This window comes from Rothia sp. HMSC071C12 (genome assembly GCF_001813895.1).
GTDB classification, from domain to species: domain Bacteria; phylum Actinomycetota; class Actinomycetes; order Actinomycetales; family Micrococcaceae; genus Rothia; species Rothia mucilaginosa.
This window is the reverse complement of record NZ_KV814362.1, coordinates 21,546-42,176: the sequence shown is the minus strand read 5'-3', so window position 1 is coordinate 42,176 and position 20,631 is coordinate 21,546. Positions and strand designations below refer to the sequence as shown.

Annotated in this window: 18 protein-coding genes, 1 tRNA gene and 1 rRNA gene; 16 read left to right on the top strand and 4 right to left on the bottom strand. The window is 58.8% G+C overall.

Annotated elements, in window-relative coordinates; translation table 11 throughout:
• Positions 1–108: 108 nt before the first annotated feature.
• From rrf to HMPREF2942_RS01060, 14 genes are all read left to right on the top strand, one after another.
• Positions 109–225, top strand: a 5S ribosomal RNA gene (rrf, locus tag HMPREF2942_RS01130).
• A gap of 341 nt (positions 226–566) precedes the next feature.
• Entirely contained in the window at positions 567–1,310 is a 744-nt protein-coding gene (locus HMPREF2942_RS01125; protein ID WP_070688017.1) for a DUF6891 domain-containing protein, read from the top strand.
• A gap of 423 nt (positions 1,311–1,733) precedes the next feature.
• A complete protein-coding gene (locus HMPREF2942_RS01120; protein WP_049360034.1) occupies positions 1,734–2,612 on the top strand; it encodes a DsbA family protein in 879 nt (292 codons plus the stop codon).
• A gap of 229 nt (positions 2,613–2,841) precedes the next feature.
• Positions 2,842–2,915 (top strand) — tRNA-Thr (locus HMPREF2942_RS01115).
• A 125-nt stretch (positions 2,916–3,040) separates the two neighbouring features.
• A complete protein-coding gene (locus HMPREF2942_RS01110; protein ID WP_049346886.1) occupies positions 3,041–5,239 on the top strand; it encodes an acyltransferase family protein in 2,199 nt (732 codons plus the stop codon).
• A 139-nt stretch (positions 5,240–5,378) separates the two neighbouring features.
• Positions 5,379–6,209, top strand: coding sequence for an ABC transporter ATP-binding protein (locus tag HMPREF2942_RS01105; protein ID WP_049340521.1), 831 nt, complete (start codon positions 5,379–5,381; stop codon positions 6,207–6,209).
• 158 nt (positions 6,210–6,367) lie between these two features.
• The gene (locus HMPREF2942_RS01100) at positions 6,368–7,180 is read left to right on the top strand and encodes an SGNH/GDSL hydrolase family protein (RefSeq protein WP_049340523.1); all 813 of its coding nucleotides are present in this window, start codon (positions 6,368–6,370) and stop codon (positions 7,178–7,180) included.
• 823 nt (positions 7,181–8,003) lie between these two features.
• Entirely contained in the window at positions 8,004–8,240 is a 237-nt protein-coding gene (gene rpmB / locus HMPREF2942_RS01095) for a 50S ribosomal protein L28 (RefSeq protein ID WP_004005966.1), read from the top strand.
• Positions 8,241–8,243: 3 nt separating this feature from the next.
• Complete coding sequence (gene rpmG / locus HMPREF2942_RS01090; RefSeq protein ID WP_004005967.1) at positions 8,244–8,414, top strand: 50S ribosomal protein L33; 171 nt, start codon at positions 8,244–8,246, stop codon at positions 8,412–8,414.
• 2 nt (positions 8,415–8,416) lie between these two features.
• Positions 8,417–8,722: a 30S ribosomal protein S14 gene (rpsN, locus tag HMPREF2942_RS01085; protein ID WP_005506731.1), complete on the top strand. Its 306-nt coding sequence runs from the start codon at positions 8,417–8,419 to the stop codon at positions 8,720–8,722.
• Positions 8,723–8,814: 92 nt separating this feature from the next.
• Positions 8,815–9,102, top strand: coding sequence for an HU family DNA-binding protein (locus tag HMPREF2942_RS01080; protein ID WP_005506733.1), 288 nt, complete (start codon positions 8,815–8,817; stop codon positions 9,100–9,102).
• 541 nt (positions 9,103–9,643) lie between these two features.
• Complete coding sequence (locus tag HMPREF2942_RS01075) at positions 9,644–10,501, top strand: hypothetical protein (protein WP_049350546.1); 858 nt, start codon at positions 9,644–9,646, stop codon at positions 10,499–10,501.
• 213 nt (positions 10,502–10,714) lie between these two features.
• On the top strand, positions 10,715–11,434 hold the full coding sequence (locus tag HMPREF2942_RS01065) for a hypothetical protein (RefSeq protein WP_070688014.1): 720 nt from the start codon (positions 10,715–10,717) through the stop codon (positions 11,432–11,434).
• Between the two features lie 302 nt (positions 11,435–11,736).
• The gene (locus HMPREF2942_RS01060; RefSeq protein ID WP_049340532.1) at positions 11,737–12,489 is read left to right on the top strand and encodes a hypothetical protein; all 753 of its coding nucleotides are present in this window, start codon (positions 11,737–11,739) and stop codon (positions 12,487–12,489) included.
• Between the two features lie 123 nt (positions 12,490–12,612).
• Here the strand turns inward: HMPREF2942_RS01060 and HMPREF2942_RS01055 are convergent, their stop codons facing one another.
• Complete coding sequence (locus HMPREF2942_RS01055; RefSeq protein ID WP_049340534.1) at positions 12,613–13,851, bottom strand: alpha-hydroxy acid oxidase; 1,239 nt, start codon at positions 13,849–13,851, stop codon at positions 12,613–12,615.
• A gap of 417 nt (positions 13,852–14,268) precedes the next feature.
• Here HMPREF2942_RS01055 and HMPREF2942_RS01050 point away from each other — a divergent pair, with 417 nt between their 5' ends.
• Positions 14,269–16,239, top strand: a complete 1,971-nt coding sequence (locus HMPREF2942_RS01050; RefSeq protein WP_070688012.1) for an NHL domain-containing thioredoxin family protein — start codon at positions 14,269–14,271, stop codon at positions 16,237–16,239.
• Positions 16,240–16,328: 89 nt separating this feature from the next.
• Here HMPREF2942_RS01050 and HMPREF2942_RS01045 read toward each other — a convergent pair whose 3' ends face one another.
• Positions 16,329–17,306, bottom strand: coding sequence for a hypothetical protein (locus HMPREF2942_RS01045; RefSeq protein ID WP_070688010.1), 978 nt, complete (start codon positions 17,304–17,306; stop codon positions 16,329–16,331).
• Positions 17,307–17,369: 63 nt separating this feature from the next.
• Between HMPREF2942_RS01045 and HMPREF2942_RS01040 the strand changes: the two genes are divergently transcribed.
• The gene (locus HMPREF2942_RS01040; RefSeq protein ID WP_070688008.1) at positions 17,370–18,071 is read left to right on the top strand and encodes a hypothetical protein; all 702 of its coding nucleotides are present in this window, start codon (positions 17,370–17,372) and stop codon (positions 18,069–18,071) included.
• Between the two features lie 144 nt (positions 18,072–18,215).
• Here the strand turns inward: HMPREF2942_RS01040 and HMPREF2942_RS01035 are convergent, their stop codons facing one another.
• Both HMPREF2942_RS01035 and HMPREF2942_RS01030 read right to left on the bottom strand, forming a co-directional pair.
• The gene (locus tag HMPREF2942_RS01035; protein ID WP_070688005.1) at positions 18,216–18,881 is read right to left on the bottom strand and encodes a class I SAM-dependent methyltransferase; all 666 of its coding nucleotides are present in this window, start codon (positions 18,879–18,881) and stop codon (positions 18,216–18,218) included.
• A 190-nt stretch (positions 18,882–19,071) separates the two neighbouring features.
• Complete coding sequence (locus HMPREF2942_RS01030) at positions 19,072–20,184, bottom strand: MauE/DoxX family redox-associated membrane protein (RefSeq protein WP_070688002.1); 1,113 nt, start codon at positions 20,182–20,184, stop codon at positions 19,072–19,074.
• Between the last annotated feature and the right edge of the window lie 447 nt (positions 20,185–20,631).

The window sequence follows — 20,631 nt, the reverse complement described above, 5'->3', positions numbered from 1 at the left end:
TGTTGTTTGCGTTCACTGTATGGTTTTTGGATAATAACCCTGGGCTTCCTTTGGGAAGTTGAGGCTTTTTATTCGGAAATTTTGAATAACGAAGTTATTCGCTAGATTTTCCGTGGTTATAGCAAGAGGGAAACGCCTGGTTCCATTCCGAACCCAGAAGCTAAGACTCTTCGCGCCGATGGTACTGCACTTTTGAGGGTGTGGGAGAGTAGGTCACCGCGGGTTTTTTATTCAAGAGGGGAAGACCTTATAGGTCTTCCCCTCTTTTTGTGTACCCAAAAACTCCTAGAACGAAAACTCCTGGAACGAAAGACACCTAACTCAGCAAAGGTGCAGAGACTCATAGACCCAGAGACGCAGAGATTCAGCAGAGAGGCAGCGGAACAGGGGATGTAGCCTCGCCAGACAGCGTGCCAACCTGATACAGAGGCAAGGAGATGGGGAGTTCACAGATCCGCCTGAATGACGAAATAGAGGGCACGGCAGAGAAACTCTTGGTACCTTAACAGCAAGAGCAGTCCATATCTCTACTTCAACGAGTAGAGAGCAAACAAAGGAGCATCATCATGGCTGATGAGAAGAGCATCTACGAACGCTGGAGCGAAGAACGCCTCGACCCGCCCTTCCCCAAAGAATGGGGACTGGACGAAGAAGACGAAGCTGAGCTGCTCTGGCCCATCTGGCCCCTGCTGTTCATGGGTGAATCTGATACTGAGCAGTACGTAGAAACGATCACCGATTATGTGATGGATGCACTCGAGCTGGAATACGATGGGGAGAACGAAGACAGCAAGCTCTGGGAAAAGCGCGTAGAAGACTACGTGGAAGAGCTCATCAAGCGTCGTCGTGCATTCGCCGCTGAGCTGGGCATTACCCCCGAAATGCAGAAGAACTCCAACCTCAACCGCGCCTTCGCAGCGCTGGAAGAAGAAGGAGTCATCGCACGACAGAACTTCACCTGCTGCGGTACCTGCGCATCCGCAGAAATCTGGGACGAGATCGACGACAGCCGTGAGTGGAAGGGATACATCTACTTCCACCAGCAGGACACTGAAAGCCTCGCTGAAAGCGGCGGCACCTACGTTGGGTTCGGCTCCTTCCTTGCCTACCCCAGGGACGAAAATGAATGGAACGCGCTGAGCGATGCGCAGAAGGAAGAGATCAGTGCCCTTCACAAGAAGCTCTCCGTGGAGCTCATGAAGGACACTATTATTCCCGTACTGGAGAAGCACGGTCTGAGTGTGAAGTGGAAGGGGAATTTCGATACTCGCCCGTTCATTGGGGGAGTGGAAGTCTATAACATTCCCTAACGGCTGGTGAACCGAACCGGGTGGGTGCCTCGGAGTAGCTTGTGGCAGGGGAGGAACCTCCCAACGCTACGAAAGTTTACGAGGAAAATAAGCTGAGAGCGTGAGAACAGACACCACGATATCTCAGTCAGAGTATTAACTAGCCGATACGGCACCCATTCGGTAGGCTAGACGGGTAGCGCGGTACGTCCACACTAGAGATTAGACGGAACCTATCCACGTGATAGGAACTGATCGACATAGCTTTCAGCTGCTATATACGGCAGAAGCTGAGCTCTAGAACACCCTATAGGGGATAAGAACAACCCCGGGCCGGAAGAGTCAGGTCGTCTGAGCTTTGCTCGGATGGACGCTCACTCCAACCGGAGTAGGCTAGAAGAAGTGGACGAACCGCCACCCATATTCCCAACCAAAGGAGCAGGCATGTCGACCGACGCTCGCGAAAAAGCCCGCCAGATTGCGGCCCAGCAGGCCAAGAAGAGCCCCAGCCAGGCAAGCCGCCGCTGGCTCCAGTTCGGCGTACTCGCCGTGGTCCTCATCATCGTAGGTATCATCGGCTTCGTCGTAGTCAACGGCAACAAGAACACCAAGGTAGCAGAAAGCGGCCCGGTGCCCTCCAGCGCCAACGAATACGGTGGCATTGTGCTGACCAAGGACGGCATCGTCCAGAACTCCTCCACCCAGGAGAACCGCGACTTCAAGCAACTCGCAACCTCGACCTCCTCCGTGACCCCCATGGTCAACGGAACCGCAGCAGCAGTCAACACCCTGCCCCCGGGCGTGCAGACCGCTGAAGAGGCATCCAAGAACGGCCAGCCCGTACGCGTGACCATCTTCCAGGACTACAACTGCGTGCACTGTGCAGAGTTCGAGAAGAAGTACGGTGAAGAAATCCAGAAGCTCGTCGAGGACGGCACCATCACCCTGGAAATCCGCAACCTGACCTTCCTGGACCGCTCCTCGCCCACCGCTTACTCCGCACGTAACGCGGCAGCAGCATATTCCGTGGCCAACCAGGTCAGCACCAGCGACTTCCTGAACTACCAGCGTGAGATCTTTACTCACCAGGGCCGCGGCGACATGAACAACCAGCAGATCGCCGACATCGCTTCTAAGCACGGTGCGTCCATCGGCTCCGATATGAACGATGGCAAGTGGCGCCCCTTCGTGGACGTGGTCAACGCTGAATCCGCAAAGAACGGTATTAAGGGTACCCCCACCGTCTTCGTTGATGGTGACCAGTACACCAGCAACGACTTCAGCACCTTCCTGAAGGAAAAGATCGAAGCTAAGAAGAAGTAACCGCTTCGATACGAAAACCCGGTAACCTCGGCGTGAGGCTACCGGGTTTTTCCATACACGGTGATAAGTACGAGGGGTGGGTGAGCAGCGTACAGAAGCGGTGCTCATAAGGGGTAAAACGAAGGAAACGAACATACCATCACCCCATAATTTAGAAGTATTCTCAACCAAACCCTAAAAGAACAACTAAGCAGACTCAACCAAGAGAATAGGGTACACTGGACAGGTTGCCTCCTTAGCTCAGTTGGCCAGAGCATCTGTCTTGTAAACAGAGGGTCACCGGTTCGAATCCGGTAGGGGGCTCAGAAAAATCCTGGTTCGCACCAGCCTCATAGCAGAGGTGCGGATCAGGATTTTATTGTACGAGTGTCCTGTAGTGTCTAAGGGACCCGCACTAGCACATCGACATCCATCCTGAGGAACCGAGAATGTCTGAAACCTCCGGAACCCCGCAGGCTCCCGCCTCGCAGGGAACCTACACCACCGCCCCGCGCAGCATCAAAGCACGCGAAGCCAGCGACTACCCCCTCGAAGAGTTCATCGAATCGCGAGGATTCCGCCCTGAAATTCAGGGCCTGCGAGCCTTCGCCGTGCTCCTCGTGGTGCTCTACCACGTCTGGGTCGGCAAAGTCTCCGGCGGTGTGGATGTCTTCCTCTTCATCTCCGCCTTCCTGCTCTCGCTCTCCTTCATGCGTAAGATCAACGAAGGCAAACCCCTCAATCTCTTCAGCTACTGGATGCACGTCTTCCAGCGACTGCTACCCGTAGCCACCGTGGTTATCGCGTGTACCACGATTGCGTCCTTCTTCGTGCTCGCGCCCAGCCGCTGGTCGCAAACCGTCACCGACGCAACGAGCTCCCTGTTCTACTTCCAGAACTGGAACCTCGCGTTCAGCTCCGTGGACTACTACGCCCAAAACGCTTCCGTGAAGTCACCCTTCCAGCACTTCTGGTCGCTCTCCATCCAGGGGCAGATCTTCATCATCTGGCCCCTGCTCTTCGCCGCAGTAGCCTACGTCGTGCACCGATTCCGCGGGAACCTTTTCACCACCGCGGTATTCATCTTCAACACGGTATTCGTAGCATCCCTGACCTTCTCCATCGTCGAAACCGACACCAACCAGGGATTCGCCTACTTCGACACCCGCACCCGCCTGTGGGAATTCGCCATCGGCACCCTGCTGGCGATGCTCACCCTCAAATGGAAGGCGCCCGAAAAGGCGCGAGTCGTCATGGGCTGGGTCGGCATCATCGGCCTGGTCACCTGCGGTGCAATCCTGCCCGTCGAACGAGCCTTCCCCGGCTACCTGGCGCTCTGGCCCGTGCTCTCCGGCGCCCTCGTCATCATGGCAGGCCGCACCAACAGCCGCTGGGGCATCGATCGACTGCTGGTCTCCGCACCCCTGCAGAACCTCGGCAACATCTCCTACGCCCTGTACCTGGTGCACTGGCCCATCCTCATCCTCTACAGCAGCGCCGTCGGTACCTCCCGCGTGAACTTCATCGAAGGTGCTGTCATCATCCTTACCTCCATCGGCCTGGCATGGTTGCTCATCCGCTTCGTCGAGAAGCCGCTGCGCTACCGCAAGGACCCCTTCGTACCCTGGCTCATGATGAAGATGCGCTTCAAGACCATCTTCTCGGTCAAGACCTGGGCAGACCAGCTCGCCTTCATCCTCGCGATCTTCCTGGTCGCAGGTGTACCCCTGGTAGCCGCACAGGCATGGGTAGGCTACCGCAACACCCAGTCCGAGCAGAACGCCGAACTGCAGGTACAGACCGCCAGCGAAAACTACCCCGGCGCCCGCGCTATCGGCGGCGCCCAGCAGGGACTCATTGACAACCCCATCCCCTCCGGTGGTGACGTCAAAACCCAGTTCGACGGACTGAGCGACCCCTGCGTTGGCAGCTTCGCGCCCTCCGACCCGGCACTCGCCAAGTACTGCAGCCTGCAGAAGTACGGACCCGAGGACGCACCGCTGACCATGGTCATCGGTAACTCCCACGCCGAACAGGCGCTGAGCATCTTCAAGCCCATCGCAGAACAGACCAAAACCAACCTGCAGACCTACCTGCTCGGTGGCTGCCAGTACCCGGTCCGCGCCGTCAACGCCAGCAACGAATGCTCGGAATTCAACACCAAGATGACCGAGGAAATTCTCAAGCGTAAGCCGCAGACCGTGGTGCTCATCGCCACCGTTGCCCAGGCACGCTCGAACGACGAACGAGTCGACCCGAGCCTCGATGAGACGGTCCGCCGCCTCACCGAAGCAGGAGTCCAGGTCATTGGCCTGCGCGATAACCCGCGCTTCGAGTACAACATCTACGAATGCGCTCAGAAGGCCGGCGCCGACAAGAGCTCCTGCGCACGACCCGCAAGCGACAAGTACGCCGCAGAAAACCCTGCAAAGGAAATCTTCGACAAGTACCGCAACCAGGGTGCCGTCATGGTGGACCTGAAGGACGTGTACTGCCCGGACGGCATGTGCAGCCCCGTGGTTGGAAACATCTACGTCTACATCGATGACAACCATGTCTCCAAGACCTACAGCCGCACCATGGCTCAGGAAGTCTTCCAGCGTGCAGCGGAAGGCGGCTGGCTCGTCAACGGAAAAGTGAACTTCTAAAGTTCGCCGATATAGCGGATCCCCCGTGCTGTTCTACAGAAGTGTGAACGGTTCGGGGGATTCGCTATATTCTGACCCGAAATTAGGATAGGCTAAGTTAGGAGGCTCCCGGGAAAAGCCTTAGAGAAGAAAGGACGCCATGAAAGAAATCACCGAACGCACCCTCAAAGTAGAGAACGTCAGCCTCGGCTACGGCGAAACCACCATCGTCAAAGACCTCTCCCTCGAATTCCCGAAGGGCAAAGTTACCGCCATCATCGGCCCCAACGGCTGCGGTAAATCCACCCTGCTACGCGGTGTCTCCCGACTACTCAAGCCGCTCAACGGCGACTTCACCCTCGACGGCAAACCCACCCACGAATACTCCATGAAGGGCTTCGCCCGCATGGTTGGGCTCATGCCCCAGCATCCCATCGCCCCCGAAGGAATTACCGTAGCAGACCTGGTCTCCCGCGGCCGCTACCCCTACCAAGGCCTCTTCAAACGCAATAGCGCCGAAGATGATGAGGCGGTCGCCTGGGCGCTAGAAGCCACCGACACTATGTCCCTCGCCGAACGACAGGTCACCGAACTCTCCGGCGGCCAACGTCAGCGCGTCTGGATTGCCATGGCGCTCGCCCAAGAAACTGACATTCTACTGCTGGACGAGCCGACCACCTACCTCGACCTGGCACATCAGGTGGAGCTACTCGACCTACTCTCGGACCTCAACGAACAGCGCGGCACCACCATGATCATGGTGCTGCACGAACTGAACCTCGCCGCTCGAGTCGCTGATTACCTCGTCGCTATGAAGGACGGCTCCATCGTCGCCCAAGGCGAAGCACACGACGTGCTCACCCGTGAGAACCTGCACACCATTTTCGGTCTGAAAGCAGAGGTCGCCGATCCGTTTAACGACGGCAGCGTCGTGGTTGTTCCGCATCCCCGGAGTGCGTCCACCGTTGCCGGTTCAGCTGTCGCATCCTAAGAAACCCCCGCTCATATCTGATGAAGTGCCCATAACAGTGGGATACTGGAAAGTAGGACGCACCGAAAGCTAAGCGAAGAAGCCGGTACACCGCGCGGGTGTGCCGGCTTCTTCCACAGAAGGGTCATTCTCTATAGAGGCCCGGAAAGAAGAACACAATGACGACCCCGCTCCTAGACTCCAACGGCAAGCTCAACGGTGAATCAGTACGCTACGTGGCAATCGGCGACTCCTTCACCGAAGGTGTGGGCGACGTTGACCGCCGCCGCCCTAACAGCCTGCGCGGCTGGGCAGACCGCGTTGCCGAAGGCATCGGTGCAGTAGACCCGCAGGCGCAGTACGCAAACCTTGCTATCCGCGGCCGCCTGCTCGGTCCCATCCTGGATGAACAGCTGCCTCGAGCCCTGGACCTCTGCCCCAACATTGTCACCTTCTACGGTGGCGGCAATGACATCATGCGACCCAACGTGGATATTGACCAGCTCATGACTCACGTAGACGAAGCCTTCGCCACCCTGCGCGGCGAAGGAATCGAAGTGCTTACCGTAACCGGCCTGGATGTACAGGGCCAGGGCCCCTTCGCCCGTACCCGCGGCCGTACCGCCACCTACAACGAGCTACTGCGTGGTATCGCTGAGGACCACGGCGTGCACATTATCGACTACTGGCGCTGGAACGACTTCCTTGATTGGCGTCTGTGGGCTGACGACCGCCTGCACATGAACGACCTCGGCCACGAACGCTTCGCATCTCGCGTACTGGCGCAGCTCGGCCTGCCCGGTGTGATCACCGAATCGGTACTGCCCCCGGAGGTGCAGCTGACCGCCCGCGAGAAGATCGAGCAGGAGGCACGCTGGGTCCGTGAGTTTGCCCTGCCGTGGATTGGCCGCCGTCTAAAGGGAACAAGCTCCGGGGACGGTGTGAGCCCCAAGTACCCGCAGTGGGTGCCCGCGGCAAGTCTTAAGAACTAGGCTGAAGAACTAGGGGCGCGGTGGCTCACGGTACGGCGTAAAACTGTACGCCGGGGGAGTGTCCTGCGCGGTATCTGTACCGTATTTGTGCCTGCATCTACGCCGTAACTGGAACGGTAAATCCGCCGTTACCCGTACCGTTGCGACCCCTTAAACCGCCCTTTAAAACCGGGGCGGAAGCGTTAAAACGAGAGTTAAAAGCTCTTTAAACGCGTATTTAAGCCCGTTTAATAGCCCTGCGCACACCGCAAGAAGCGGTGGCGCGGGGCTGTTTAAGGCTTAAATCCGGCTTAAGCTGTTAATCTCACAACATGAATTTCACCGGTGTAATTTATCCCCGGTCACATAGAGAACATCCGTTCTTAAAAAGGCGCATTAACGCCTGACTAGGGGCGTTAAAGAATTCCTTAAAAACATCTGGACTTGCAAAAACACCCATTTTTGATAGAATGGATAGGTATGTTTGCCGCTCGAAGGCAGGCGTGCATCCGCGAATCGAGCACTTCGCTTAAACGAGATGCAATTGGCTCAGAACACCGAGATTCCGCGGATTTTTAAGGCAAAATCCGGCGTGCAGGCTTGCACGAACCCCCGTATTTACCTAGAATTTAACGCTGTTCGTAGTGGTGGAAACGCCTCTCGACACTAATAAGCTTCACCGTTTTTCCCGCGGCGGGGATCGATGCGTGGCCTCTCACCCACGTGACGATCTCAAACACTCTAGCCCGGCGAATAACCCGGTGCTTCTACATTGGTGGCGGGACGCTCACGAGTAACATCGACTGCGTACCGTCATAAAAGTCAATCAATAAAGGAGTGAAACATGGCAGCAGTCTGCCAGGTGACCGGAGCTGTTCCCGGCTTTGGACACAGCATTTCGCACTCGCATCGCCGCAACAAGCGTCGATTCGACCCGAACGTTCAGAAGAAGACCTACTGGGTTCCTTCGCTGCGTCGTAAGGTAACCCTGAACGTGTCCGCTAAGGGCATCAAGGTTATCGATGCTCGTGGCATCGATGCCGTTGTTGCAGAAATCATCGCACGCGGGGAGAAGATCTAGTAAATGGCATCCAAGGCTAAGGACCTCCGTCCTATCATCAAGCTCAAGTCCACTGCTGGCACCGGTTACACCTACGTGACCCGTAAGAACCGCCGCAACAACCCCGACCGTATGGTGCTGAAGAAGTACGACCCCGTCGTTCGCAAGCACGTTGACTTCCGAGAGGAGCGCTAAGAATGGCTAAGAAGTCCAAGATCGCTCGCAACGAGCAGCGCAAGGTCATCGTCGCTCGCTACAACGAGAAGCGTATCGCGCTGAAGAAGACCCTAATCGACGAGAACGCTACCCCCGAGGAGCGCGAAGCAGCACGCGTGGCACTGCAGAAGCTGCCCCGCAACGCTTCCCCCGTTCGCGTGCGTAACCGCGACCAGATCGACGGCCGCCCCCGCGGTACCTTCCAGAAGTTCGGTATCTCCCGCGTGCGCTTCCGCGAGATGGCACACCGTGGCGAGCTGCCCGGTATCACCAAGTCCAGCTGGTAAATCTGGTATTTTAGTTCCTAAACGGTTTTCCGTCGTTACCGACGGTCACTCGCTTTAGACTCAAACCTTAAGTCTCTGGAAGGGGCACCCTAATGGCTAAGAACCGTACCGAACTCGTTGCAGAGGTTGCAGAGAAGTCTGGCAAGAGCCAGGCAACTGTAAACGCAGTCCTCGACGCAGTGTTCCAGGTTTTCGAGTCTTCCGTCTCCAAGGGCGAGAAGATCACCATCCCCGGTTGGATGGCAATCGAGCGCACCGACCGTGCAGCTCGTACCGGCCGTAACCCGCAGACCGGCGAAACCATCCAGATTCCCGCCGGTCACGGCGTGAAGCTGACCGCAGGCTCCAAGCTGAAGGCAGCAGTCGCTAAGAAGAAGTAATTCTTGAGACTTTGAATCTGCTAAAGACCCCCACCAATATGGTGGGGGTCTTTTAGTATGCCCAGATGCTCTCTTGACGATAGGGGTATGGGGTGCTGGGGGAGGGGGCGCGTCTGGAGGGCTGGGAGGGCACGTGCGGCGGGGAGCGTGCGCAAGGCAGGGAGCGTGCACAAGGTGGGTCTTCAAGACCCTAACCCTTAACTCGAGCATAAGATACAGAAAGTAGCTCGGTTTCACAGGGGAAGCTATGATGGGCTACAGAAAAAATAAAGAAAATTTATACATTTAAGCAGAAAGCTATGCATGAGCTGAGCGAAAAATCGCGATTATCAAACCCCGCTGGGAAAAATACTTATACATCCCCGTTTGGACACAGCTTAAACACAGCAAACTAAAGCTCAATCTTAGACTCACACCCTAAGCTGGAATCACCGGCGAAGGAAAAGCCACACACCATACACGGCGGCCCCACCCAACCGGAAAATCAACCATACAAACCCCGGACGATTGACCCTCCGGGATGCACAAGGAGAACCACCTCATGGCACGCCCCGCACTGCACACTTCCGCACAGGCCACCAACCGTCGCTTCCGCACCGGCGCGGCAGCACTGTCCCTGGCAGCAATCGCAGCACTCGGCCTGAGCGCCTGCGGTACACAGAACACCTCCAACCCGGCACCCACCGCCACCGCGACCGCTAAGGCATCCTCCACCGCCGACGCAGCAGTCAACGCGGGCAACGGCAAGGTCACCGTCAAGGCAAGCGACGCAGCCTCCCCGAGCGCCACCGCAAGCAGCTCCCAGGGCACCGTCACCGTCACCGAAAACGGTGTGACCGTCAGCGGTGCTGATGGTACCGGGGTCACCGCAGACGCCAACGGTAATGTGACCGTCAACGGCGCGAACGGAACCGGCGTGACCGCCGATGTTAGCGGCAACGCAACCGTCAATGGCAGCTCGGCATCGAACAACTCGGGCTCCTCCGCAAAGGTCGACGAAAAGGCCGGTGAAACCACCGCCAAGAACGGCTCCAACGGCGCAGGTAACAGCTCCGGTAACGGCACCGTGACCGTCGACAGCGGAACCGTCAGCGCAGCCAACGGCTACACCCTCATCGAAATCAAGACCGACGGCGGCTGGTCCTACCACGCCCCCAACGGCGACATCATCGAGGTACGAGCTGACGGCTCCTGGGAGCGCGTTGGCGATGGAGGCGTCGTTGAGGTTGATGCTGACGGCTCCTGGGAACAGACCGGCGAGAACGGCGTAATCGAGGTAGAAGCTAACGGCACCTGGGAACAGACCGGCGGCAAAGGCGCGGTTAAGGTACCCAGCGTCCCCCTCAAGCCCGCCGGTGCTGTCGCTAACCCCGTCAAGCCCGTCACTCCCCGCCGCTAAGAAGCTGGCTGACAAGCTGGGTGAAAACGTAGGCTATCCCACTCGCTAGAATGCGGATAAACGCCCACACGCCCGGATAATCACACCCAAACTCGATAGAATTAACGCGGTTGGTTACACCGATAATCGTTATGGAATCCCACAAGGATTCTGCGCACGACGCGAATACGTCGTCAACTAGCCGCACCATACTAACAACCACAAGGAGAAACAATGGCAATCGCCCCCGCAATGAAGAAGACCACCGCGGTTCTGTCCATCGCTTTCGCAGGCGCACTGGGCCTGAGCGCATGTGGCTCCCAGTCCTCTTCCACCACCGCCACTGCATCCGCATCCGCTTCCGCTTCGGCAACTGCATCTGCAAGCGCATCGGCTAAGGCATCCTCGGCGGCAACCACCTCTGCAGCTTCCGCTTCTGCTACAGCAGATGTGAAGGTTGACAAGGACGGCAACGTCACCGTCAAGGCTAACGACGGCGAAGGCAACTCCGCAGACGTGAAGGTCGGCGCAGACGGCAAGGCATCCGTAGACGCTAAGGACTCCGAGGGTAACTCCTCCAAGGTAGAGTCCGACGAAAAGGGCACCAAGGCTGAGTCCAAGGACTCCGAGGGCAACGCAGCATCCTCCTCCACCGTTGAGGGCGACGTTATCGTTTCCGAGGACGGCGGCTGGTCCATTCAGGGCGACGAAGGTCAGGTAGCTGTACAGGCTGACGGCTCCTGGAGCCGCCAGGACGCAAACGGCCAGGTTGCAGTCAAGGCTGACGGCTCCTGGAGCATCCAGGCTAACAGCGGCCTGCAGGCAACCGTGGACGCATCCGGTGAAGTAACCTCCATCGTTGGCGGCGAGAAGGCAGATCTGAAGGCTCCGAAGGTTCCCGCAAAGCCCGCACAGGGTAAGGCTACCCCCGTCAAGCCCGCACAGCCCAAGTAAGCTGTAAAGAGCTGATAACGGCTAGTGACGCTCGTAGAGCGTGACAGTCCGTGACTTATGAAGACGCCCCGTGCGCATCCGAACGTGATGCGTGCGGGGCGTTTTTGCGTCTTCAAGCCGCGCTGAGAAGACCAGTAGAGCTGAGATGACCCGTAAGCGGGGGAGGGGGCACCGCACCATCTCAGGGAGCTTTCAGGTCGCGGTGCTAGCATGGTGGCGTACACCGGGCATACCGGAGTACAGGTCAACCACACTACGCACTGCGCCGTTGCAGAGCGGCGCATACAGAAAGAGAAAATACAGTGAAGAAGTCTATTGCTGTTCTGTCCCTGACCATTGCCGGTGCCCTCGGCCTCGCAGCCTGCGGCGGCAACTCCGGCGCCAACTCCAACTCCTCCGCATCGGCAAGCGCGTCCGCTTCTGCAACCGCTTCCGCAACTGCCTCGGCACCCGCAAGCACCTCCGCAGCAGCAACCACCAAGAGCACCGCCTCCGCAGCAGCTGAAACCACCAAGGCAGAAACTAAGACCACCCAGGGCACCATCAGCACTCCCACCGACCTGCCCAGCGAAGCAACCGAAGCACTCAAGAAGGGTCAGGAATCCGCCAATCAGGTAGCCTCCGCAGGCTACACCGCCAGCAAGAAAGCCCTGGAACAGCTCAAGGAGCAGTCCGGCGTGAAGAAGGTGCAGACCAGCGATGGCACCGTCTACTACACCGATGAACTCGCTGCATTCGAATCCAAGGACGGCGCTATCATCAGCATCCAGAATAACGGTGTGTGGACCAGCATGGACTCCAACGGTACAACCATCGTCGTGAAAGAGGACGGCTCCTGGATCAAGACCAACCCCAAGGACAACCTCTACACCGTTGTCAATGCAGATGGCACCGCATCCGTGCTGAACACCAAGACCTTTGAGCAGGCGACTGACGTCTCCACCATCGAAACCCCGAAGGCACCCGGCCGTATCGACGGCTTCAGCGGCACCGCTAAGACCCCGGTCAAGCCCACCAAGATTGGTGACCTCTCCGAGGTTGCAGGCGCCAAGTAAAAACTAGCTCCTGCCCACTGGGCAGAACAGCCCACCACACTAGGGATACCAACGCCCCGCGCGCATCTATACGTGATGCGTGCGGGGCGTCTTTAATTATTTCTCACTCGGGGATGGAGAGGTTTAAATCTTCGGAATGGGTTGCAGGCGGCGCAATTGCGTCACATGCTTGGGTTCGAGTTCCTCAACGCAACTGACCTGTAGCAGGCGCATTGTGCGGCGCACCTCTTCCGAGAGGATCTCAATCGTGCGATCCACACCGCGGCGGCCACCCGCCATGAGTCCGTATAGGTAGGCGCGGCCAATCAGCGTGAACTTGGCGCCCAAGGCCAGCGAGGCCACCACATCCGCGCCGTTCATAATGCCGGTATCCACCATAACTTCGGTGTCCTTGCCGACCTCGCGAACCACTTCCGGGAGCAGGTGGAAGGGAACCGGAGCGCGGTCCAACTGGCGGCCGCCGTGGTTCGACAGTAGGATGCCGTCCACGCCTAAATCAGCCAGCTTCTTGGAATCCTCCACGTTTTGCACGCCCTTAATGACAATCTTGCCGGGCCACAACTCACGGATTTCCTTAAGATCCTCGTAATTGATGGACGGATCCATGGCAGCGTCCAGCAATTCGCCCACCGTGCCGCCTGTCGAGGAGAGTGAAGCGAACTCCAATTTGGGCGTGGTGAGGAAGTCATACCACCACCACGGGCGCGGAATCGCGTTCGCCACTGTCTTCAGCGAAAGCTGGGGCGGAATGGAAAAGCCGTTGCGCTTATCGCGCAGGCGCGCCCCCGCAATGGGCGTATCTACAGTGAAGAAGAGCGTATCGTAGCCAGCCTTTGCGGCGCGCTCGACCAAGCCGTAGGAAATCTCACGCTGACGCATCACGTACAGCTGGAACCACAGGCGGCCATTTGGGTTGACTCGGCGCACATCCTCAATGCTGGTTGTACCCAGGGTTGAGAGGGTGAAGGGGATGCCCGCTGCCCCCGCCGCGCCGGATCCGGCAATCTCGCCTTCGGTCTGCATGAGGCGTGTAAAGCCCGTGGGGGCGATACCGAAGGGTAGAGCGGAGGTGCCACCCAGTACCTTCGTGGTGGTGTCTACGGTGGAAACATCCGTCAGGATACCCGGGTGGAACTCGACATCCTCGAAGGCCTGGCGGGCGCGGGTCATTGACAGTTCACCTTCCGCGGCGCCGTCCGTGTAGTCGAAAGCGGCGGCTGGTGTGCGGCGCTTTGCGATGCGGCGCAAATCGTAGATGGTCAGTGCGCTCTGTAGGCGGTTGCCTGCAAAGTCGAGGCTGGGCTTCTTGAATTGCATAAATTCAAGTAGTTCGCTGGGCTTGGGGAGCTGACGTTGCACCATGGGAGGCCTTTCTCTTGGGGGGGGCGCCGCCTGCAGGGCGGGCCTTGGGTGGGGGCGGGGTCGTCGGCGAGTCCCGCAGAAGGGTGTGCGAAAAATCGCACCCTCCCAGTCTAAAAATTAAGGGTTAGATTAATCAATAGTTAGGTAAGGCTTAACTTATTAAGTTAAATATTTCGGGGGTGCCCCGGCGTATCGGTACCGGAGGGCATGGCGAATGAATGAGATGCAATGATTTCCAAACCCGTGCATACCACTTTCGCACTCCTCAACTCACGCAAATATGACGTAATATGACGAGCCGTTACCTCCCGCGTTCACAATGCTCAACTCCCAGCGAACCACCCCCACCACGCTGGCATAATGGGGACAGCAAACCGACGCGCCCACACACGGCGCACCCAACAGGAGAGAGAACCCATGAGTGAGAACACCACCCGCAGCGTACGCGTGCGCGCCAGCGAACTCGAAGGCCGCGCCTGGCTCAACACCGGCGACAAGAACCTCACCCTGCAGGACCTTCGCGGCAAAATCGTTATTCTCGACTTCTGGACCCTCTGCTGCATCAACTGCCTGCACGTCCTCGACGAACTACGCCCTCTCGAAGAAGAATTCTCCGACGTGCTCGTCACCGTCGGCGTACACAGCCCCAAATTCGAACACGAAGCAGACCCCGTAGCGCTCGCCGCAGCCGTCGACCGCTACCACATCACCCACCCCGTACTTGACGACCCCGAACTGACCACCTGGCAGGCCTACACCGCCCGCGCATGGCCCACCCTCGTCGTCGTCGACCCCGAAGGCTACATCGTCGCCCACCTCTCCGGCGAAGGCCACGTGCAGGGCCTCACCTCCCTCGTACGCGAACTCGTCGCCGAGCACGAGGCGAAGGGCACCCTACACCGCGGTGACGGCCCCTACGTGCCCCGCCCCAAGGCAGCCGGCACCTACGCCTTCCCCGGCAAGGCCATCGAACTGCCCGCCGAATTCGGCCCCGCAAACCTCTTCGGCAACCGCGAACGCACCTACCTCGTCGCAGACAGCGCACGCCACCGCATCCTGCAGGTAGCAGCCGACCTCAACACCGTCATCAACACCTACGGCGGCGGCAACGACCCCATCAACCACCCCGTCAAGGGCCACGTCGACGGCACCGGCACCGAAGCACGCTTCAACGAGCCCGCCGGCCTCGCCCTCGTACCCGAAAACCTGCGCGAACAGCTCGGCTACGATGTGCTCGTCGCCGACACCGTCAACCACCGCCTGCGCTCCCTCAACCTGCGCACCGGCGAAGTACGCACCCTCGCGGGCAACGGCGTGCAGCGCGTCATCGACGGCGACAACGCCATCACCGGCGACCCCAACCACATCCCCGCCGGCGTACCCGCCACCGAGATTGCGCTCTCCTCGCCCTGGGATGCGGTCTACTCCCGTGAAGCCGGTCAGTTCATCATCGCCATGGCAGGCACCCACCAGCTCTTCGGCTACGAACCCGTCACCGGCACCGTCAGCATCTTCGCAGGCTCCGGCGTCGAAGGCCTCGCCGACGGCCCCGCCGCCGACGCCTGGTTCGCCCAGCCCTCCGGCATCATCGAAGCACGCGACGGCAGCCTCTGGGTCGCCTGCTCCGAAACCAGCGGCCTGCGCCACATCACCTTCACCGAAGACGGCGTACAGGTCACCTCCGCCGTCGGTAAGGGCCTGTTTGACTTCGGCTTCGTCGACGGCGACTCCGACACCGCCCGCATGCAGCACCCCCTCGGCCTGACCGAGCTGCCCGACGGATCCATCGCAGTCGCCGACACCTACAACGGCGCCATCCGCCGCTGGGACCCGGTTACCGGCACCCTCGGCACCCTCGAACGCGGCCTCGACGAACCCTCCGACCTGCTCGTCGAAGAAGTACCCGGCGAAGAACCGCGACTCATCATCGTCGAAACCAACGCACACCAGCTCGTGCGCGCCTCCATCCCCGCGAAGGCACAGCACGTCGACGAAGGCGCCATCACCACCGCACGCCCCTCCACCAAGCTCACCGGCGGCACCCTCGAATTCACCTCGCGATTCACCGTGCCCACCGGTCAGAAGCTCGACACCCGCTGGGGCGACCCCACCCAGCTGAAGATCTCATCCACCCCCGAGAACTTCATCCTGGAAGGCGCCGGCACCTCCACCGGACTGACCCGCACCCTCGTACTCAACCCCGAAATCACCGAGGCAGTCCTGCACATCACCGCACGCGCCGCCGCCTGCGACGGCACCCCCGGCGGTGACATCCCCGAGCACGCAGCATGCCACCTCTACCAGCAGGACTGGGGTATTCCCGTCGTCGTGACCGGTGACGAGGCAGACGAAAGCGAACTCGTCCTGGACCTGCGCGGTATCAACTAGGAACCTATAAAAGAATCAAGGGTCAGTATTATCCTCTCCTCTGTTAGGAGCGAGAATAATACTGACCCTTTTCTGCGTAGTAACTACGTCTAGAAGGAGACTCGGACCGCCTTCGCGTCCGCCTCCACCGACGCCTTCAACGTAAACGGAATCTCCTTCTGCACCTGCGAACGCGCACCCGTATACAAATCCAACTGAGTAAACGACACCTTCGCCGTACCCGACATCGGCTTCACCGACCACACACCCGCCGAACTCACACTCACCTGCGGATCCGCGACCTTCTCAACAGACCACTTCACCTCAGAATCCACGCGGCCCGAAAACGCATACTCAAAAGGGCACCCACCAGGATAAAGAGTGCTCTGCTGCGTACACTTCTTCAAATAATCCTGCACCTGCTCCTTCACCGACGACAACGCATTATCACTCGGCTTCAACTCCATACGCACCGCATGATTCGCATCCTGCGCAGTCACCACCTCATTCACCTTCTGCGCCGTATACACCGTCGAATCATACGACACCGCATACACGCCCGGATAAAACACAGGGAACGACGCCACACCCTTATCCACCGCAACCTTACGGTTATTAATCGTCGCAGCCTCCACACCCTGAATATTCACCTGCACCGACGGCAAAGACGCCTCATCAATAGCCCACTTATCAAAAAAGCCCCAATGCGTACCCGAACGGTGCAAACGAAAATCCGTATGTTGCGGCGAACCCTCCAACGTATAGGACGCACGCACCGTCGCATGCTCACCATCCTCGCTGGTCTCCACCACCTCATACGACACCTCACCCAACGAAGACACCGAACGCCTCAAAGCATCCCCATCAAGCAAAGATGCGTCACCCTCAGGAATCTGCGCACCCAACAAGCCACGCGCATACGAACCATTACCCGTACGCAACGCATGAAAATACTCCCGCACCTGACCCGTCGGACCATACACCAGCTTATTCGTCATAACCAGCGCCGCAGCAGCCACAGAAACCGCCACCACAACACCGACCATCCACATTGCCAGAACCCGCTCCACGGGAGAAAAATTACGCATAGAACCAGAGTAACGCAGGTAGTCCGCTAGGTTTCACGCACCGCACACACTAAAGTTGTGTATATGGCAGAACGCGCTCACGAAGTCCCCGCCAAATACGGCGAAGTCAACGAACTATTCCACCCCCGCATGCGCTCCTACGGCAGGCGCATCGAAGCGGCACTCCCCGGCACCATCGTGCTCCTCGCCGCGCTCGCCTTCATCTTCTACAAGCGACCCGCCCTGCCGTACACCATCCTCGTGCTGCTCATCGGCACCATCGCAGGCGTCAACCTCTACTCAGTCCTCAAACCCACAATCATCGTCATCACCAAAACCCACGTGCTCCGCGCACGCACCTTCGGCTGGTTCGCCGTACCCCTCGAAAACATCGACCACACCATCTACGCCGAAAAGCTCTACCCCAAAAAAGCCTACGGCCAGAAACTCAAAACCGTCGCCGGCCGCCTACGCTACCGCAGCTTCCCCGCCATGTGGGCCGTCGACAAAGACGGCAAACAGCTCATGCGCATCGACGGCCGCGTCTGGGACGGCAAAACCATGCGAGAAGTCTCCTCCAAGCTCTCCGCCCAAACCACCATCTACAAGCAGATCAATGTGGTCAACATGGACAAAGAACACAAGGGACTCATCACCTTCAACGAGCTACACCCCGGCTGGCGCTCCAGCCTCATGACCGCGCTTGCCGTCATCATCGTGGCAATCCTCTTCGCCGCATCCTTCATGCCCGAAGAACTCGCACGCACCATCTACCTCATCCACTAGAACACCCGTTCTTCAACGGTGCTTCTTTTCGGATGCGCATCTTCAGGACGCGCAAAGGCCCGGCACCCACCCCACACGGGGTAGGCGCCGGGCCATTTGCATGCCTAGCTCAAGACGTATTGCGCGCTAGTTTTAGGAGCGAGCCTAGCTCGCCGGGCGCGACAGCACCGCCACCAAAAACTCCGAAGAACCCTCCACAAACGGGTGCATCTGCCATGAAGAGTAGGTGTTATCCACGTTCAGGCCAACCTCGCGGGCATCCGCCAAAAACTGCTCAAACGCATAATCACGGCCCGGACCCGAACCATAACCCACGACAGCGCGGCCACCCGGCGCCAACACGCGACGGAAATTCTCCACCACCGGCTTACGAGTCGAACGAGCCAAGAAACCCATCACATTACCCGCACACACCAGCAGCTCAAAACCATTCTCCGCCGTAGCCTCACCCTCAATGCCCAGCACCTCCGGCAAATCCACCAAATCGGCAGTAATCCACGTAGCATCCGGGCAGACGCGGCGCGCCTCCTCAATCAGCTCAGGATCAATATCCACACCCGTCACACGGTGACCCAACGCGTGTAGCTGCTTACCCACACGACCGGGACCCGAACCCGCATCAAGAATCTTCGCACCGCGAGAAGCCATAGCGTTCAACAGACGAGACTCACCCGCCATATCATTACCCTCAGCCTCCATCGCCTTAAAACGGTCAATGTACCACTGAGAATGATTCGGGTTGCTCTCCTTGCGGACCAGCCACAAGGACTTCTCACGCTCGCCCGGAGCGTTGAAACTCATCATTGCCATAAAAACTCCTTAGACAGGGTTGAGGATGCGCCAACCGCCACCAGGCAAGGTGACCGCGGCATATAAGCGGTGTGTGCGCTACGTTCTAGCATAGCCCCACCCGGCACCTGCGGGTAAGGGCAGTAAGAGCCGGATGGGGCTATCGGAAGCGCTACAGAGGCGCTACGGGGGCTGGACGATAGGAGCGTGTTTAGAGGTGGTCGCCCTCAACATTCGACGGACCCGCTGCAAACGCCTTACGCATCTGCTCCTGGCGCTCCTCCTCAGCCAGACGAGCAGCCTCAGCGAACTGCTCCTCAATATCGGCAAGCAGTGCCTCAACCTGCTCCTTACCAGCCACCGGGCCGCCAGCAATCAGACCATCAGCACCCAAAACCACAGCCAATGGCACACCATTACCAAAATTCGCGCGCGAACCCGCCTCACGGTCAATCAACGGAGTCAAACCCTCCGGCAACGTACCCGCATTACGCGAGGTCTGCAACGACTCCAGGCTCGAATACACCGGATGCAACGCCACCTGCGGCAGACGCTCCTGCCACGAAGCCATCGTCTTCAAAAACTTCACACAACCAGCGCAGGTCGCCGACACAAACACCAGCACACGCGCCTGATTCTTAGCCAACGCACGCATATTCGTGTGACGGCCATTCTCCAGGTACAGCGCCGCATGCGGAATCGGCATGCGAACATACTGCTCCTCACCGTTCTCGTCATACACCGGCTCCGGCAAAATCACCTCAGCCTGCGGCTCCGGCTGCGCAAGAGCATCACCGCGGCGAACAGCCTCCAACGTCACAGCAATCAGCGCCGCACCAAAAACCCAAGTCCAGCCGCTATTACCCAGACCCAGCAGAGTCGACACAACGCCCGTGCCGCCCCTCAACGCGCTCGCATGCGCACCAGCCGCCGCCAACAGCAGCGCAATATTACGGACCAGCGTGTAACGGCTCACCGGCGCATTCGACTCAGAACCGAAACAATTACAACCCGCAGTACTACCCGTCGCCAGCGCGCGCGCAATCACCACCGTATAGAACAGCATCAGAATCAGCGCCAAACCTGAAGCAATCACCGCAGGCAAACGCACCGGCGACAGCAGCAGAACGGCGGCTAGGGCGATCTCGAACCACGGCAAAATCAGCGACACCGCACGGGTCGGCGCGATCTTCTCCAAACCAAGATTCTGAATACCGGTCACGGTACTCTGCGGGTCCTTCGCCTTAGCAATACCGCTAATCAACAAAGTCAACGCAACAAGTGCCGTACACAAAACAAGCGGCACAGTAGAGACGGTGAGCATAAAACTCCTAGAGTGAGTGTGCGAAAACAGGAGGCGGCAGCAGCAGTTTTTAGGCAGAACAAACCGCGCGACGTGCCGCCGTGTTATACACGATTTTACGCCCTGCACATGGGGAATCGTTTCTACGAGCTATGCTCTACAAGTTAAGCGGAAAGCGGTATCTGCCCTCGCTCCTGCAGGGGACCCGCCCTCGCTGCGCTTCGGGCACCCTGATGTCACTACGGACGATACCGCTTTCCTTACACCGGGTCATGGCACCTGGGCGCGCTACGCCCTTCCTTCGCTCCTGCAGGGCACCCTGATGTCGCTTCCGGAAGGGATAGCTACGCCTCGGGGTTGCCGCGGGTCATGGCACTTGGCACGCTATACCCTTCCTCCGCTCCTACAGGGGACCCGTCCTCGCAGAGCTCGGACACCCTGATGTCGCTTCCGGAAGGGATAGCTACG